The organism is Enterobacteriaceae bacterium Kacie_13 (assembly GCA_013457415.1).
Taxonomy (GTDB): domain Bacteria; phylum Pseudomonadota; class Gammaproteobacteria; order Enterobacterales; family Enterobacteriaceae; genus Rahnella.
The window spans coordinates 449,878-467,918 of sequence record CP045665.1 but is presented as its reverse complement, the minus strand read 5'-3'; the positions used below and the strand labels follow the sequence as shown (position 1 = coordinate 467,918).

13 protein-coding genes are annotated in these 18,041 nt (G+C 54.5%); 2 read left to right on the top strand and 11 right to left on the bottom strand.

Annotated features, from left to right (window positions below):
• Nucleotides 1–72 precede the first annotated feature (72 nt).
• Complete coding sequence (gene lacA, locus GE278_02095; GenBank protein ID QLK59645.1) at nt 73–654, top strand: galactoside O-acetyltransferase; 582 nt, start codon at nt 73–75, stop codon at nt 652–654.
• Between the two features lie 51 nt (nt 655–705).
• Here the strand turns inward: lacA and aaeB are convergent, their stop codons facing one another.
• Genes aaeB through GE278_02080 form a run of 3 tightly spaced genes read right to left on the bottom strand, consistent with a single transcriptional unit; the run spans nt 706 to nt 3,820 of the window.
• Entirely contained in the window at nt 706–2,664 is a 1,959-nt protein-coding gene (aaeB, locus tag GE278_02090) for a p-hydroxybenzoic acid efflux pump subunit AaeB (GenBank protein ID QLK59644.1), read from the bottom strand.
• Between the two features lie 9 nt (nt 2,665–2,673).
• Complete coding sequence (gene aaeA / locus GE278_02085; protein ID QLK59643.1) at nt 2,674–3,609, bottom strand: p-hydroxybenzoic acid efflux pump subunit AaeA; 936 nt, start codon at nt 3,607–3,609, stop codon at nt 2,674–2,676.
• 7 nt (nt 3,610–3,616) lie between these two features.
• The gene (locus tag GE278_02080) at nt 3,617–3,820 is read right to left on the bottom strand and encodes a DUF1656 domain-containing protein (protein ID QLK59642.1); all 204 of its coding nucleotides are present in this window, start codon (nt 3,818–3,820) and stop codon (nt 3,617–3,619) included.
• Between the two features lie 280 nt (nt 3,821–4,100).
• Here GE278_02080 and aaeR point away from each other — a divergent pair, with 280 nt between their 5' ends.
• Nucleotides 4,101–5,039, top strand: coding sequence for an HTH-type transcriptional activator AaeR (gene aaeR / locus GE278_02075; protein ID QLK59641.1), 939 nt, complete (start codon nt 4,101–4,103; stop codon nt 5,037–5,039).
• Nucleotides 5,040–5,092: 53 nt separating this feature from the next.
• On the opposite strand, the gene tldD is transcribed toward aaeR, so the two are convergent.
• The 8 genes from tldD to csrD all read right to left on the bottom strand — a co-directional run bounded on the left by tldD (nt 5,093) and on the right by csrD (nt 17,773).
• A complete protein-coding gene (gene tldD / locus GE278_02070; GenBank protein ID QLK59640.1) occupies nt 5,093–6,538 on the bottom strand; it encodes a metalloprotease TldD in 1,446 nt (481 codons plus the stop codon).
• Between the two features lie 141 nt (nt 6,539–6,679).
• Nucleotides 6,680–10,519, bottom strand: a complete 3,840-nt coding sequence (locus GE278_02065; GenBank protein QLK59639.1) for an AsmA2 domain-containing protein — start codon at nt 10,517–10,519, stop codon at nt 6,680–6,682.
• 98 nt (nt 10,520–10,617) lie between these two features.
• Nucleotides 10,618–12,087: a ribonuclease G gene (locus GE278_02060; protein ID QLK59638.1), complete on the bottom strand. Its 1,470-nt coding sequence runs from the start codon at nt 12,085–12,087 to the stop codon at nt 10,618–10,620.
• Nucleotides 12,077–12,670 (bottom strand): septum formation inhibitor Maf, encoded by a 594-nt coding sequence (locus GE278_02055; protein ID QLK59637.1) that lies wholly within the window; start codon nt 12,668–12,670, stop codon nt 12,077–12,079. Before GE278_02055 ends, GE278_02060 begins: the two co-directional genes overlap by 11 nt.
• Nucleotides 12,671–12,677: 7 nt before the next feature.
• A complete protein-coding gene (mreD, locus tag GE278_02050) occupies nt 12,678–13,166 on the bottom strand; it encodes a rod shape-determining protein MreD (GenBank protein ID QLK59636.1) in 489 nt (162 codons plus the stop codon).
• Nucleotides 13,163–14,170, bottom strand: coding sequence for a rod shape-determining protein MreC (gene mreC / locus GE278_02045; protein ID QLK59635.1), 1,008 nt, complete (start codon nt 14,168–14,170; stop codon nt 13,163–13,165). The genes mreD and mreC overlap by 4 nt, the downstream gene beginning before the upstream one ends.
• A gap of 270 nt (nt 14,171–14,440) precedes the next feature.
• Complete coding sequence (locus tag GE278_02040; protein QLK59634.1) at nt 14,441–15,484, bottom strand: MreB/Mrl family cell shape determining protein; 1,044 nt, start codon at nt 15,482–15,484, stop codon at nt 14,441–14,443.
• 354 nt (nt 15,485–15,838) lie between these two features.
• On the bottom strand, nt 15,839–17,773 hold the full coding sequence (gene csrD / locus GE278_02035) for an RNase E specificity factor CsrD (GenBank protein ID QLK59633.1): 1,935 nt from the start codon (nt 17,771–17,773) through the stop codon (nt 15,839–15,841).
• Between the last annotated feature and the right edge of the window lie 268 nt (nt 17,774–18,041).

Below are 18,041 nucleotides of genomic sequence, written 5' to 3'. Positions count from 1 at the left end.
TGTCACACGTTCACAATCGCATAACCGGTGAGTAGACTGAGCCATCACTGGCTTAATAATTAAGGAAGAGGGATGTCGGCACGCGTAAAAATGAATATCGGCGAACTGTATACGGACATGGGCGAAGGGCTGCCGGAAGAGCGTCGGGCAGGGAAAGAGCGGGTGTACGATTACAACCTGACCCGCCCTTCGGAAGAAGAAAAGCGCCAGCGGATGCTGAAAGACATGATGGGCAGCATCGGCGAGAACGGCTGGATTGAACCGCCGCTGCGTGTCGCTTATGGCACGCATACCCACATCGGCAAGAACTTCTACGCCAACTTCAATCTCACTCTGGTGGATGACGCCACGGTAACCATCGGCGATAACGTGATGATTGCGCCGAACGTGACCCTCGCCACCGCCGGACACCCGATCGATGCGGGGATCCGCATCACCGGACAGCAGTTCTCCCTGCCAATCGTGATTGAAGATAACGTCTGGCTGGGCGCGGGCGTGATTGTGAATCCGGGCGTGACCATTGGCCGCAACAGCGTCATTGGTGCAGGCAGCGTGGTCACAAAATCTATACCGGCGAACGTGGTCGCGGCGGGCGTACCGTGCCGCGTCATGCGGGCAATAGGGCCGGAAGACCGCGCAGCTTTCCCGACGTAAAAGAGAAAGAAAAAGGCCGGTGCTTTTCAGCATCGGCCCTGTTTTCTTCCCTTACGCCACAAAGGAATGCTGATAACGGTGCAGCATATCAGTCAGACGGCGCACCGGTTCGGTGACTTTCAGCGGCGCGTCGTATTCCACCAGTTTTTTCTGGTACTCCTCAAGCTCGCTCAACAGACGCTGATAGTAATACGTCCGTTTTCCTTCGCCCGAGGCTGACACCACGTGGTCAGCCGTATTACGGATTTTCTTATGAAACGCCGACAGTTCGTCGTTCACCGGTACTTCCGCCAGCTTCATCCGCTGGTGCGCGATAATCAGCATCAGCGCCAGACGGTATTTACCGATGTCATTCGGAAACATCACCAGCAACTGATTCAGTTGATGGTATAACGCAGGCAGATGGTTCTCGCGGCGGCGATAGGCTTTGGTGGTCAGCGCGGAAACGGCGCTACTCATAAAGCGGTTAAGCAGCGTGCGGCCGGTTTTCTCTCGCGATTTATCACGCACCACCAGCAGCACTACCATCGCAATCACCGTACCGATCGCCTGACCGGTGACGTTATCCAGAAAAGACGTCACGTTGAATTTCATCGGGTTACTGAGAACCAGAATATTGATGGTCCCCGCCAGCAGTCCAAGCATACCGAGACGGCGCTTGGTCACTTCAATTCCAATGAAGAAGGTGAAAATCCCCAGTGACAGACAGAGCAGGAACAAACTTTGCTGCGTCGCGGGCATGATCAGCATAAACATCATCGAACCCACTGGGATCGCCAGCAACATACCGACGATAAAGTCCATCGCCATGCCTTTTGGGTTCGGTGTGCGCATCGCCAGCGAGGTCACGACGGCGATAATGACCACGCAGCCACTGCCTGACGTCCAGCCAGTCCACAGCCACATCAGGCACCCGATGGTGGTGGCGGTAAAGGTACGCAGGCCATTGATCAGCGCATGATGGCGTTCCGCCGAGGCCGGACGTACCACCACTTCACTGTCCAGTACACCGCTTTCAATACTGCTGATGCTGCTGTTGGTGTGTACGCCTTTGATCAGCAACAGCGCGCGGGTACCCGCCCCGGCCCAGGCGCTGATCGTCATCAGGACGTTATCACTGTGCGAACCGGTAATGGTCTGCCGCAGCAACTTCAGGCGACGATGAACGTCCGCGACAGTTCCCGCGGGTTCATCGAACATGGCTTTAAGTTCAGGAGACAATCTTTCCGGTGTGGTTTGCAGGATCAGATAGGTTTCGCAGGCCTGCGTTATCATGCTCAGTGAGGTGCTGTGCAGCGCTTTCAAACGCCGGTTGCAGCGCTGCCAGCGTGACGATTCCATCATCAGGCTGCTGCGCATGCCGTTCAGCGCCGTGGTACTTTTCACCAGATTATTCCACGATTTATCAATGTCTTCCTTCGATGCGTTATTCACACAAATTCGCATCAGCGCGAACTGATCGAGCATCAGCTGACTGACGGCGCGGTCGATATCTTTTTTGATAGAACGGGGAGAAAACAACAGGTCAGCGACGATCGCACAACAAATCCCGAGGACGATTTCACTGCAACGCTCTACCGCAAACTGCGGCGTTTGCAGCGGCGTGGCGGCGGAGGTCACGACGATAATCAGCGCCGTGTAACCCGCCAGACCGAGCGCATAGGAGTTCTCGATGCGAACCAGTGAAGACCACCAGGTGCAGACGCCCGCCCAGATACAGCACAGGAGCAGCATCACCACCGGCGCACGCGCCGTGGCGATCACAATCACCAGCGCGGCCAGACAGCCGATAAATGTGCCGATAACGCGCAGAAAACCACGGTGGCGGATGGCACCGGCAAACGGCTCGCCACCGGCCGCCAGCGCAGGGCCGGAGGTGACAATGGCGGCGGTCATAGCCGACCAGCGCGGGGTTTCGAGTTGCAAATAGAACCCGAGCACCAGCGCGCCGAGGATCGCGAACGTCAGCTTAAATGCAAAACGGACGCGGGGGATAAGTACGTTATTCATCTTCCGGCCTTAGCCAAATTCTCTCAGGCGGTGTAACAGACGACGGAACGGAGAACCGTCGGTCTGCTGACGATCGTGACTGCCGGTAATAACGACGGTCGCCGTGGTGCCTGCCGGATACGGATGCTGCTGATCGGCATCATCAAGGACAATTTTGACCGGTACACGCTGAGCCAGACGTACCCATTCGAGGTTACTGTCGATGGTCGCCAGACCGTTGGTTGCCGCAGAAGAAGAACTATTGGTCACCGCTGCCGCGACGCTGTCGACCGTGCCGTGCATGATGCGATTGCTGCCGAGCGGCGTGATTTCCACGCGGTCGCCTTTGCTCAGGCCGGACAGTTTAGTTTCTTCAAGATAGGCAAGAATATAGAAGGAGTTTTTCTTCACCAGCGCAACGGCGGTCGAGCCGCGGTTGATATAGTTACCCGGATGCACGGTGAGGTTAGTTACCCAGCCATCGGCAGGGGCGACAACTACGGTGCGCTGGAGGTCAAGCACCGCCAGGTCACGCGCGGCCTGTGCTTTCGCCAGCTGATGTTGCGCGGTTTGCAGCACGTTATTGGCCTGGTCGATCTCTTCCTGCGACATCGCCTGCACGCCCAGCTTCACGCGACGTCCGGCTTCGCGTCTTTTCTCGGCGGCCAGCGCCTGATAGTACGCGACGTCTGCATTTGCCTCGTCCAGCGCCTGCTGATAACGCGGCTGGTCGATTTTGAACAGAACCTGCCCCTTCGACACCAGCTGGTTGTCGATCACTGGCACGTCGGTGATAAGACCGGTCACGTCGGGTGCGATAGACACTACGTCAGCGGTAAATTTAGCATCACGGGTCCACGGTGATTCGGTGTAGAACGCCCAGGCTTTGAAGATTGCGATGACGGCCAGAACGACAAGAATCAGCGTAATTAGATAACGTATTATTTTTATGGAGAAATTTTTCACAACGCCCTCAGACGAACATGCAGGAGATCAGGTAGAAAAGACAGCAATACAAAGCTGTGTTGAACAACGCCGGGTGCCAGACAAAGTCGTAAATTCCCGTAGGCTGCAAGACGCGCCGCAGCAGGAAAAACACCACCAGCGCCAGCAGTATTTCAAAGAACACCGGGGGAAACGACAATCCGAAAATCACCATTACCGGAAGCAAACTCATCAAAAATTCCTTACATTATGACGACGGGCAGTATGACGGCAGAAACGCTGGTTAATCCCGCGCGCACATTATTCTTTATTTTAGGCAACAGCTCATAAACCCGGTGAAATAATTCACGAGAGGTGAAGATGGACACTGTGGGGTTGCCAGGGAAGTGTGCGAAGGTAAACAGTCGGGAAAACTGAACCTGAGGTTTATCGCCCGGAGGGGTATATTAGCCTGCTTATTATCAAGTGATCAACGTTATGTGATCTAAATCACTTTTAAGCCAGAGTTAACAATGGACCGATTAAAACGCATGTCGATTTTCGCTCAGGTTGTGGAGAGCGGCTCATTTACCGCCGCGGCGCGGCGCCTCGACATGAGCGTTTCTGCCATCAGCCAGACGATTTCAAAGCTTGAAAATGATCTACAAATCAAATTATTAAACCGAAGCACCCGCAGTATCGGCCTGACAGAAGCCGGAAAGATTTACTATCAGGGTTGCCGGAAAATGCTGCATGACGTGCGTGAAGTGCATGAGCAATTATACGCCTTTAACAACACACCTACCGGGACGTTACGCATCGGCAGCTCATCAACAATGGCACAAAATGTTCTTGCTGCAATGACCGCCGAAATGCTTAGCGAATATCCCGGCCTGACCGTCAATCTGGTCACCGGCATCCCGGCGCCGGATCTTATCGCCGACGGCTTAGACGTGGTCATCCGCGTCGGAGCGTTGCAGGATTCCAGCCTGTTCTCCACGCGGCTCGGATCGATGCCGATGGTGGTCTGCGCCGCCCGCAGTTATCTGGCGCAGCACGGCACGCCGGAAAAACCAGCGGATATGGTGAATTTCTCATGGCTGGAGTACAGCGTCCGTCCGGACAGTGAATTCGAACTGATCGCCCCCGAAGGCATCACTACCCGCATCAATCCGCAGGGGCGCTTTGTCACCAACGATTCCCAGACGATGATCCGCTGGCTGAAAGCGGGTGTCGGTATCGCCTACGTGCCGCTGATGTGGATCATTGAAGAGATAAACGCCGGAGAAGTGGAGATTCTGTTTCGCAGCTACCAGTCGGATCCGCGTCCGGTGTACGCGCTGTACACTGAAAAAGACAAACTGCCGCTGAAAGTGCAGGTCTGCATTAACTATCTGACGGAATACTTCAAACGAGTCGGCAAGGTGTATCAGGGCTACCGTCAGGGAAAGAAAGGGATGCCGTGGGAGTGATTCAATAAAAAAGCCCTTTCACAGAAAGGGCTTTCGAGACTCAGGGCGATGAGTTAAGCCGTGCCGCCCACCGTCAGATTATCCAGCTTCAGGGTCGGCTGGCCGACGCCGACCGGCAGGCTCTGGCCTTCTTTACCGCATACGCCAACGCCTTTATCGAGCGCCAGATCGTTACCGACCATGGAAATCTGCTGCATTGCTTCGATGCCGGAGCCAATCAGCGTCGCGCCTTTCACCGGTTTGGTGATGCGACCTTTTTCGATCAGATAGGCCTCGGACGTGGAGAACACGAATTTGCCGGAGGTGATATCCACCTGACCGCCGCCGAAGTTAGGGGCGTACAGACCGTATTCGACGCTGCTGATAATGTCTTCCGGGGTGGATTTCCCTCCCAGCAGGTAGGTGTTAGTCATGCGCGGCATAGGCAGATGCGCATAAGACTCGCGACGGCCATTACCGGTCGGTGCAACACCCATCAGGCGCGCATTCAGTTTGTCCTGCATGTAGCCTTTCAGCACACCGTTTTCGATCAGCACGTTGTACTGGCCCGGCACGCCTTCATCATCAATCGCCAGCGAGCCACGCAGGCCGTGCATCGTGCCGTCATCGACTACGGTACACAGTTCAGATGCCACCAGTTTACCCATCTGACCGCTAAATACCGACGTGCCGCGACGGTTGAAATCGCCTTCCAGCCCGTGACCGACCGCTTCGTGCAGCAAAACGCCAGGCCAGCCCGCGCCGAGCACAACCGGCATACCGCCAGCCGGAGCCGCAACCGCCGTCAGGTTCAGCAGCGCCATACGTACGGCGTCGCGCGCGAACGCTTCGGCGCGCACTTCACCGTTCACAGTTTCGAGGAAGTAATCGTACCCGACGCGCGCACCACCGCCGCTGGAGCCGCGCTCACGACGACCATCCTGCTCGACCAGTACGCTGACGGACAGACGTACCAGCGGACGGATATCCGCCGCCAGCGTGCCATCTGTCGCTGCGACCAGCACGGTTTCATACACGCCTGTAATACTGGCGCTGACTTCTTGCACGCGCTTATCGGCCGCGCGGGCAATTTTATCGACGCGATGCAGGAGGTCAATTTTCGCTTCGCGCGACAAGCTTTGCAGCGGATCCAGCGCAGAGTACATGGATTTGTAGGCTACTTCGCCCAGCGTGCGCGTTTTGCCGTTGCCCTGCTCGCGGACAATACTGCGCGCCGCCGTGGCACTTTGGTTCAGCGCATTAAGCGTTATCTGATCTGCATAAGCAAAACCGGTTTTCTCACCGCTGATGGCACGCACACCGACGCCCTGATCGATATTGTAGGACCCATCTTTAATGATGCTGTCTTCGATCACCCAGGCTTCATGGAAGCTTGACTGGAAAAAGAGATCGGCGTAATCGAGGCGACGTTCTGACAACTGGCCCAAAACGGAAAACAGATCCTGATGACTCAGATTATTGGCAGTTAGTAACTGCTCACTGACTAAGGCCAGACTCATAGATGTTCACTCTCTTTTAGACGAAAATCCGGCGTGCTGAGATTTCGTGATCACCTCAACCCACCGGACAATCCATTGTTACAAGGTTATTAACAGCCTAACACAGCCCGAACGAGGTTGCCTGCCGCCATCCGCATGGCATTACTGCGCGGCGGCCTTAGGCGCGACGACAGGTTTACGCAGAATTTCATTAATGTGCGGCTCCGCGATAGTTCCGGTGATCTGATACCGGATCAGCGAAATTTTATTCCACAGCGGGGCGAGCACTTTACTGGCGGCAAACACCGCTACGCCGACTACCGGATTGATCACAAAGGCGGTGGCCACACCAACGGTAGCGGAAATTTCCGGTGCGATGACGGCCTGGAGATCTAACTGCTGATTCACGAAGTTCACTTTGCCGGTGATGGCGATGTCCGCAGCCAGCCCGTCGACCAGCAGGTCGTCGGTGTGCAGCGTACCGTCTTTAATCCACGCGGTCGATTTGATCGAGTCGAAGTAGAAGCCCTCGCCAAAGGTGTCACTGAAATCGAGACGCAGCTTACGCAGCAAGGCGTCGAAGCTCACCAGGCGCAATAACTGACCCGCGCGGCCCCCGCCGACGTCGGCGATTTCACCTTTGCCCAGCTGGTTTTTCAGCGTGCCGTTGAGCGTACTGACGTCCGGTTTCCATGGCACGGATTTCCAGTGCAGGTCGAAATTGATATCAAACGGCGCGCCTTTCAGTGGTGTAGTGACGCCAAAGAAAGACATCGCCTGATCGATATTTTTTCCGCTCAGCTTGCCCTTCAGGCCGGTATTTTCGCCCTGACCATTCTGTTTCCAGTCACCCTGCACGTCCAGACGCGCGACGCCGGTGTCGATCAGGCCGTTACGCAGCATCAGCTGATCGCCCTGCGGTGTCACATCGGCGTTCACCTTACGGAAATTCTGACCGAGGAACCAACAGGCTTCGCAACGCAGTTGCACCGCAGGCCAGCTGGCGAAAGAGACTTTTTCACTGGCAAACGGATTTGACGCCGGTTTACCGCTGCCAGCGACATCAGCCACCGTCCACTGCGGGTTGAAATAGAGATAGCTGAGGTTCGCCAGCCACGGACCGTTGTCGTTCATGTTCAGCGTGCCGTCAATCTCTTTGCCTTTCGCCTTGATCTCCATGCCCTGACGACCCTGTGTGGAGCTTATCGTCAGGTCATTCCATACCTGCCCGCCAAGCGTCAGCGCCGGTGTCGTCAGGATGATTTCATGCGGGAAGCTGAATCCGGCTATTTTCCCGTTACCGCTTTTACTATTACTGCTGCTCTGCGCGGCTTTATCCGGCGACAGCAGACCGAGCCAGCTTTCACCATCGAGCGGCGGCAGGTTCAGCGTCAGGCTGCTGTCGGCAGGCAGCGGCGGTGTTTTCCTGGTATTGGCCTGCCAGGAAGCGCGGTCAAGTTTCAGCTGTTTACCCAGCAACCAGCGGCTGTTGAAATGGTCTTTACCCGCCAGCACGCCTTCGAGATTGAAGCTGTGCAGATCGCCTTTCACCTTCACCTGCAACGGCATAGCATGCCCGGCTTTCTTACCCAGTGGATCAGGTAAGTGGCTGCTTACATCTTTTAGATCTGCGTTAACATCGACGGTGTAGTTTGGTGTGCCTTTATGCGGAAGGGAGATATTAACGTCGCCCTTCCACGGCGTTCCGCCGGAAATTTTGCTTGCTGCAGCCGCGGGCAGACCTGGCAGTTTAGACAGTTGCCAGTTCGCATCCAGCCCGACCTGAATTTTGAAGTCATCCGCCAGTTCCTGCGTGCTGAACATCACGTTGATCGGCTGTCCGAACCAGCTACCGGTTAACTGATTGCTTTGCAGGTTGCCGTTGTCATAGCTGAACTGTCCGCTGAGATGGCTGATGGTACTTTCCAGCGGTTTGATAAGCAGGCTGTTGTCTTTGAGTGTCACCCCCCCGGTCGCGCGAACTTCCTTGCCGTCCAGCGGGATATCCAGATGTAAGCGGCCATTCACTTCACCGCTAATTTGCAACTCCTGTAACGCGCCGCCCAGCGTGTCGTGCAGCGGCGTATCCATGAAGTAATCGCCGATATCTTTGCCAGAACCGCGCAGGTCGGCATCGACAAACAGCTTTTCTTTCAGATAGTCAGGAATATTGGCGACAACATTATTGCCATCAACGTTGCCCAGTTTGGTATGCGCGGCCTTCATGAACAGGCCGTCATTAAGGAAATCGAGATCGATATCCAGATCGGTCAGCGCAGGCCATTTCGGCTGGAATTCGAAAGTGGAATGACGTAACGGCACCCAGACCTGGAACTGCCCTTCGTTCTTTTTGAACGGGAAGTGATGTGGATTGCCGTTGAAGGTCAGCGTAGCGTTATCCACCTGACCGCCTTTAATGGCGCCGGTAAGATAATCCACCAGATGTTTACCCATCAGATGTTCAGGGAAGTAACGCCACGCCTGCCCGGCGTCGTACAGACGGATACCGGCCAGAATATTCAGCCACGGCTCACCTTTTGTCGGCTGGGCGTAGTGGAAATCGCCCTTCGCCCACAGCGCATCGGCTTTGACATCAACGTCTTTACCGGACAACGTCCAGCCATCTCGATCGTTCGTCCAGCTGAATGACCCGGTTGCCGCACTCACATCCAGCGGCGCGCGGAACATGTCTGCGTAAGGCAGCAGGCTGTCTTGCAGTTTGACGTCCAGCTGACCGCTGGCCACGCTGCCTTTCATACTGCCGTTAAAATGATTAATGCCCGGCAGCAATTCCCAGCGTTGCCAGCTGACGTCGTGCCAGTCGGCGATAAAACGGGTGTGCTCAGGTTGTTTAAGCGGAATGTCCAGCGCGAGGTGACCGATATTGCCCGCCGGTTTCAGATCCTGCCAGCGTTCTAACAGCGCTGGCGTGAGGAATGAAATTGTCGGGATGACCGGCCCAAGACGTTCCAGTTGTAAATTAGTGCCACGAATGCGCAGTTCTTCACCCTGCGAGGGGCCAAGAAAGTCGTTATTTTCCGGCAGGTACAGCGCCTGAAGCGTGCCTTTCGGCCAGGCGACGCCGTCAGTTTTGATATTCAGCTGTTGAGTACCGAGCTGCCAGCCATTGCCCTGACGGTTTCCATGTAGCGTCAGGTTATCGACATCCAGACGGTGGACATCATCGCCGGTTTTCCACGTCGCGGAACCGGCCTTCAACAGTGCATCACCGGCATACACATCGCCATTGCGTACGGTCAGCCATGCCGCCAGACTGAAGTTAGCCGTTTCGAGACCGGTGTTGCTGCGCAGCCAGCGGCTAAACCACGGCTTCATGTCGATATCGTCGGCCTGAAGATAAATCTTGCCGTTATTCAGCAGGCCGTTGGAATCGTTAAGATCCATACGCAGCTGCACCACGCCATGCTGGCCGGTGAAACTCGACAGGCTCAGTTGCCCCTCGGCGCGGTGGCGGTTGTGCGTGTTCAGCCAGGTCAGCTGCGGGATATCGAACTCGGCGCGCGGGCCGGATGGGGTCATGAAGGAAATACGACTGTTGCGCAGGTCGAAGTGGTCCACCTGCCGCAGGAAAATATCGCTGATGCGGTTGGGCTTGAGACCGTTGCCTTTATCATCTCCGCCCAACGTGCTGTTCAGATCCAACTGCATGTTGTAAAAGGTGAGATCGCGAAACTGCCAGCGAAAATGCAGCATCGACTGCCAGACATCCAGCGCCATGGTGATGCGCTGAACCTTCAGGTTAGCATCCGGTAACGTGACCTGCAGGCCGCGGATCTCCATGATCGGGCCAAAGGTTTTCCAGCTGGCACTGATCTGTGACAGTTCGATCGGCACGCCCGTGACGGATTCGACTTTTTCGATCAGCTGATTCTGGAAACGGCTCAACTGAGGCAACGCCAGACGTAAGCCACTGATCACCAAAGCCACTATCACGACAAGGGTTGCGCTGGTGGTTAATAATATACCGGGCAGTCGCCTCAAACTTCTCTCCTTGTTTCCCATTCCATACCGGTCTTCACCCGTACAGACGGCAATGGAAACCTGTTACTTCCTGATGCATCTGGCACATTGCCTTCAGATCACATCATCACGACGTCAAACTGCTCCTGACTGTAGAGCGGCTCCACTTGCACTTTAACCTGCTTGCCGACGAAGATTTCGACTTCAGCCAGTGCATGGGATTCTTCGCCCTTCAGCGCTTCGCCTACGGCCGCAGAGGCGTAAACCAGGAAGCGGTCAGAATCATACGCATGGTGCACGCGCACGATTTCACGCAGAATTTCGTAGCATACCGTTTCGACAGTTTTTACCGTGCCACGCGCATGACAGGTCGGGCAATCACTGCACAAGACATGTTCGACGCTTTCGCGGGTACGTTTACGGGTCATTTCCACCAGACCGAGCGCAGAGAAACCGTGAATGCCGGTTTTCACGCGGTCTTTCGACAGCGCCTGCTCAAGACTGTGCAATACGCGACGGCGATGATCTTCATTCGACATATCAATGAAGTCGATGATGATGATGCCGCCGAGATTACGTAATCGCAGCTGGCGGGCAATGGCCTGCGTCGCTTCGGTGTTGGTATTGAAAATGGTGTCTTCCAAATTACGATGGCCGACGAACGCACCGGTATTGATATCCACGGTGGTCATGGCTTCAGTCTGATCGATGATCAGATAGCCGCCGGACTTGAGCTCAACCTTGCGCTCAAGTGCACGCTGGATTTCATTTTCCACATCGTACAAATCGAAAATTGGCTGCTTGCCGTTGTAATGCTCCAGCTTGCTGGTCATTTCCGGCATGTACTCGCTGGTAAATTCCACCAGCAGTTCATAGGTCAGACGGGAATCAACTCGAATGCGATCCAGCGCTTCCCCGGCGAAATCACGCAGCACGCGATGCGCCAGTGCCAGCTCGCCGTATAATTTGTACTTGGTTTTGTTGCGACGCTTACGCTCCATCACCTTAGTCCACAGGCGCTTCAGATAGGCTGCATCCTGCTTAAGTTCTTCTTCGCCCACGCCTTCGGCGGCGGTACGAATAATGTAGCCACCGTGCTCGTCACAATATTCAGAAACGATACGTTTCAGGCGATCGCGCTCGGCTTCACTTTCAATACGCTGTGAAACGCCCACGTGCGACGCACCCGGCATAAACACCAGATAACGTGAAGGCAACGTGATGTCGGTGGTCAGACGCGCGCCTTTGGTACCGAGCGGGTCTTTCACCACCTGCACCATCAGATCCTGGCCCTGATGCACCAGCTCTGCGATGTCGCGCACGTTGAAATTTTTCTGCTCATCACGCGCGACACATTCTGTATGCGGCATAATGTCAGACGCGTGTAAAAACGCGGCTTTCTCAAGTCCGATATCAACAAAAGCGGCCTGCATTCCAGGTAACACGCGGCTGATACGTCCTTTATAAATGTTGCCGGCAATCCCGCGCTTGGTTTCGCGCTCAATATGGATTTCCTGCAGAATGCCACCGTCAATGTAGGCCACGCGGGTTTCAGACGGCGTGACATTGACCAGTAATTCAGCTGTCATGTTTTCTCCTAAGCTCGCGTAAGGCAGCAAATTCATTGAGCAGCTCCTGGGTCTCCACCAGCGGAAGCCCCACGACTGCATAGTAACTGCCGCGAATTTCACGGACGAAACAACCGCCCTTTCCCTGAATACCATAAGCGCCCGCTTTATCCATGGGCTCACCGCTCAGAATATAGTGTGCAATATCATCGGCGGATAGCGAACGAAAGGTGACATCGGTCACAACCAGCGTACTGAGACAATCGCGCCTGTCAGCGAAGGCGACTGCGGTCATCACCTGATGCTGCCTGCCAGACAATGCATTAAGCATAACAGCGGCTTGCGATTCATCACGCGGCTTTTCCAACACTTTACCGTCGAGGACTACAATGGTGTCCGCGCCCAGCACGGGCAGATCCTCCGTCGCGACCGCAACACCGGCCCGCGCTTTATCTTTCGCCAGACGCAAAACGTATGCGTCCGGTGCTTCATCCTGCTGGCGTTCTTCCGCCACGTCAGTTACCAGACGCTCAAAAGACAGATCCAGTAACGCCAGCAATTCACGACGGCGAGGGGATCCTGAAGCGAGATAAAGTTCGGTCATAACATCCTCATTGAACAGCAAACTGACGGCGAATTTTGCGCATCAGTAAGAACAGCCACGGCCACAGAATGCCGTCAACCACGCTGCTCCAGAAAACCTCAGGGCGAAACGACACGTTCACCACCATGAACTGGCCCCAGAACACCATCACGTCTACCGCCAGCGACAGCACCATAACAATAAGTGCCTGCTGCCAGAGTGCCAGATTGCGGAATAACTGGAATTTGAACGCGACAAGATAAGCGGTGATAGCAAAAGCCAGCGCACGGATACCCAGCGTTGAACCGAGGATCAAATCCATGATGAAACCGACAATAAAACCGGTGCCAACGTTGACGCGGTGCGGTAATGCCATCACCCAGTAAATCAAGATCAGCAACAACCAGGAGGGCCGGAACATGTAGATCTGTTCAGGCCACGGCATGACCTGCAACAACATGGCTATGATAAAGGATAGCCAAATAATCCAGCGTCCGTGGCTCCGGTAGCTGTTCATCGTGTCGCCCTCGGTGTCACGGATGTGCTAACCGGTGCGGTTACAGTGCCGGTTGCCGGTGCCGGAAGTGGTGCCGGAGGCCCCATATCACCCGGCGGCGGCAGCACCTGAGGCATCATTTGCATCAGGCGTTCATTGGCAACACGATGGACTTCATCAGGTGGCAACGGATGATCACCGTTTCGATCCGAGCCCCACAGCAGCAGCAGATAACGCAGACGTTGCAGACCTGCAGTCGGACGCGCCTGAATCACCGTATAAGCGCGCTGGTTGTCGACTTTGACAGAAGACACCACACCCACCGGATAACCTTCAGGGAAACGACCACCGAGGCCAGAGGTGACAAGTACGTCACCAACGCGAATATCGGTATTGCTTGGCAAATGTTCGAGTTGCAGATCGTCCGCACAGCCACTGCCGGCGGCGATGACACGAATATCGTTACGCAGCACCTGGATTGGCAGGGCATGGGACGCATCGCAAATCAACAGCACACGGCTGGTGAGTGCACCGACAGCAACAATCTGACCGACAACACCCTTATCGCTAATCACCGGCTGGCCGACGTAAACGCCGCTATTGCTGCCTTTATCAATGACGACCTGATCACTGTACGGATCGTCGCTGGTTGACAGAACCTGCGCCACCATTTTGTGCTCGTCCTGACGCAACGGCGACCCAAGCAGTTCTCGCAAACGGGCGTTCTCTTGTTTGTATTGACCAAGCAACATCAGGTCGCTGTTTTTCAGCAAGAGTTCCTGGCGCAAAGCACGGTTTTCCAGCTCGAGCTGACCGCGCGTGGCGAACGTCGAGGAAACCTGATCTAAGAATTCACGCGGGGCGTTTGAAAGAAAATAGAAGGGACTGACGGCAGTATCCATATAGGTGCGGATTTTAACAAACGTACCTATTTTACTGTCGGCAACAATCAGGACAATGGCCGTAAGAATAGCCAAAAAAAGTCGCAGTTGCAGGGAAGGCCCCCTGCTAAAAATTGGCTTCATAAAATATGCGAGTTCCTCAGCAACAGAAGGTTCCAGTCAGACGAAGTCAATGCTTCCCCCTGACAGAAAAGGCGGCAATCTCATGGGATAGCCGAAAACACCGCCTAAACATTCTCAGTTTAGACAGTGTTTGCGCGGATCCACACTGAACACTGCACACTTCACGTTGCAGGTTTTACCTGACGGACAACCACCTTCCCGGGCAGACAATTTTTTGAGAGGAATAAAGGAAAAACCTTTATTCCATCATCAATCAAATCGTTGCTGAGATCACTCTTCGCTGAATAAGTCGCCGCCGTGCATGTCGATCATTTCTAATGCTTTACCGCCGCCGCGAGCAACGCAGGTCAGCGGATCTTCTGCGACAACCACCGGAATACCGGTTTCTTCCATCAGCAGACGATCGAGGTTACGCAGTAACGCGCCACCGCCGGTCAGCACCATGCCGCGCTCAGAAATATCGGAAGCCAGTTCTGGCGGGCACTGTTCCAGTGCAACCATCACAGCGCTAACAATACCGGTCAGCGGCTCTTGCAGCGCTTCCAGGATTTCGTTGGAGTTCAGCGTGAAACCACGCGGAACGCCTTCAGCCAGGTTACGGCCGCGCACTTCAATTTCGTGCACTTCATCGCCCGGATACGCCGAACCGATGCTGTGTTTGATACGTTCTGCCGTGGCTTCACCAATCAGGGAACCGTAATTACGACGCACGTAGTTAATGATGGCTTCATCGAAGCGGTCACCACCGATACGTACAGAAGAGGAATACACGACGCCGTTCAGGGAAATCACAGCAACTTCAGTAGTACCACCGCCGATATCCACCACCATTGAACCGGTAGCTTCTGAGACTGGCAGACCTGCACCGATCGCCGCAGCCATCGGTTCTTCAATCAGGAACACTTCACGCGCACCAGCACCTTGTGCGGATTCACGGATAGCACGGCGTTCAACTTGCGTTGCGCCGACCGGCACACAAACCAGCACGCGCGGACTTGGGCGCATGAAGCTGTTGCTGTGAACTTGCTTAATGAAGTGTTGCAGCATTTTCTCAGTCACGAAGAAGTCAGCGATGACGCCGTCTTTCATTGGACGAATAGCTGCGATATTGCCGGGGGTACGACCCAGCATCTGTTTTGCGTCGTGACCAACAGCAGCAACGCTTTTAGGTGAACCAGCACGATCCTGACGAATTGCCACAACTGATGGCTCATTCAGCACGATGCCTTGTCCTTTTACATAGATAAGGGTATTGGCGGTACCCAGGTCGATGGACAAGTCGTTGGAAAACATGCCACGAAATTTCTTAAACATAACGAAAGGATAATCCTGCTAGCTGGGGGCGGAAAATAAAATCCGCCTACTTTACCAACCACGCGAAGCAGCGACAAGGCGCAAAAACGTCCTGCTTACGTGAAAATTGTCCGCGATGTCGCCATTTACAAGAGGTGACTTTTGAGGCTGATGGCACTGCGATAAAATTCTGTATCGCAGGCTCGATTTACCTCGGGCAGGCACCCAGGCGAAGTAGCAACACCGCACATAAATTCTTACACTTTCACCAGGATTCTCCGTCAACCTGCGGCCAGATGATAAGCACCGGATGCCAGGCAAGGGAGTCGGTCGAAAGCTGGGTCATTCTACGTTAAATAATCGGTTTACGGTCACTTAAACATCGCTGTTATGTGAATATTTTTTACCAACCGGTTCAACTGGCTCCGGTCCGGCAAAAAAATCACCCTGGCCGCCGTGGATCCCCTTACTCAGCAGGATCGCCCACTCCTCTTTTGTTCGCACGCCGGAGGCAAAGACCAGAGCCTGAGTACCTTCACACGCGCTCAGCAGACTTTGTACAAACAGCTGATTCTCTATCCTTTTATCTATATCACGCACCAGTCCCGGATGAAGTTTGACTCTTTCCACCGGGAAAGTTTTGAGATATGAAGTGCTGACCACTGTCAGACCGGCCTGAGAAACGGCCAGACGACAGCCTAAACCCTGTAATAATCGAATCGCAGGACGCAGGCGGTCGGTATGTTGACAGAGATCTGCCTCTGCAAGTTCAATCAAAATCCGATTTCGTTGTTTTCTCTCACACTGAAGTAAGGTATCGCGCAGCCAGCGAACAAATGAGCGCTGCAATAATGAATCAACCGTCAGGTGAAATGCCAACGTTTCGTCCGGCCAGTGGTTAAGTAAAGGAATAATCTGACTTATCATGATGCGGTCGTAGCTTTGTGACAGACCGAACTGCACCACCAGCGGTACAAACTCGGCGGCCAGCAATTCGTGTTCGCCATCAAAGACCCGCCGCTGTAGTTCGCGGTGATCAAGTTTGCCGTTTCTGGAGAACGCCGGTTTCTGATACAAACGCGGCCCGCCACGCGCCAGTGTATTCTCCAGCAAGGTTCGCCAGCGCACGCTACCGCGTCCTTTCTCCGGCACATTATTGTCGAAGATAAACCAGCTGTTGCTGCCCTGAAACGCCGCATGCCGCGTGGCCTGCTGCACCATATCCATTACCTGATCCGGCGTCTGACCAAAGCGATAGGCGCTGATACCGATGTACATCAGGGCATCACGATCAATAAGCGACGACGTCGGTAATACACCGAGCGCATTTACCAGCTGTGCCGCCATTACTTCAGCTTCTTTGAGCGTCCGGTGCGGCAGGAGCACCGCAAAATCACTGTGGAAATAACGCGCCAGGAGTGCATCAACGTGGCGCATCACAAAGGTTGAGAGCAGATTAACCATCGCGGAGCGTAACTCATCGACCATCGCCTGCCCGTGAGTTTCGCGCATCAGGTCGAAATCAGGCAGGCGCAGCAGCATGATCACACCGTGTGTGCCCTCTTCTTCCAGCTGCGTCGCCAGCTGATTATCAAAGAACAGCCTGTTGCTGAGGCCGGTCTGTGAATCCTGCTGGGCGTAGGCGCGGATCAGTGTATCGACACGGCTGCGCTGTTCGCGGGCTTCATTGAGGTCGGTCAGCAGGAGATCGATGGCGCTGCTGGCGGAATGCGGCCATTCGCCCAGATTTCCGGTCAGTCCATCGCGCTCACCGCGTAAAATACGTACCGCGCGATCTTCCAGTTTCTCAACGCCATCGGTTTCCTGTCGCAGCCAACGGAAACTGAGCAACAGCATCCCCAGCATAATCAGGATCGCCACGCTGATGAACAGCGTCGAGCGCATGGATCGGATGTAACTGCTGACGGGGTCAATATAAGAGACGTGCAGCGACATATCCGGGTGCTGCATAAGCGGGTAAACGGCGGTGTTGTATTCTGGCATCGCGCTATCCCATGAGCGGTGTAAATCCGGACGCTCGTGGTATTCGTATACGGTAGAGCTATTAAGTTTCACCACGATATCAGTGACGTCCAGCATTCGCATGGCCTGCGGCAGCCAGCGCTGAGCCTCTTCGGGGGATTGTCTCAGTAATGCCTGATCGTAGGTGGTGGTCAGCGCCTGAAGGTGCTGCTCTGTATTTTGCTTATTAAGATAGATAAAACTAAAGGTCACGCCCAGCAACATCAGCAACATTGCCAGCGCAACTAACATCGAAATCAGTGCGGATAGTCGGGTGGTAAATCGCATCCCTGTGCCTTACTCGCTACGGTGAAGTGAAAACAGGACCGTTCTGTACGCCTGCCATAAAAAACGCGGTTATATTACCTTAGTAAGACGAACTGGATTTGACATACATTCATAGCATAGCAATTGAAAATTCCAATAATTCAGAATTCTTATATTCCCGCTCATTTTTGAAATTCGTTTTTACTTTTCATACCTCGCAAAAGCCTGAATTTCACGCCATGCTGTCTGAATAATTATAAAAATCATGAATGCGATTGATGTCCGAAAC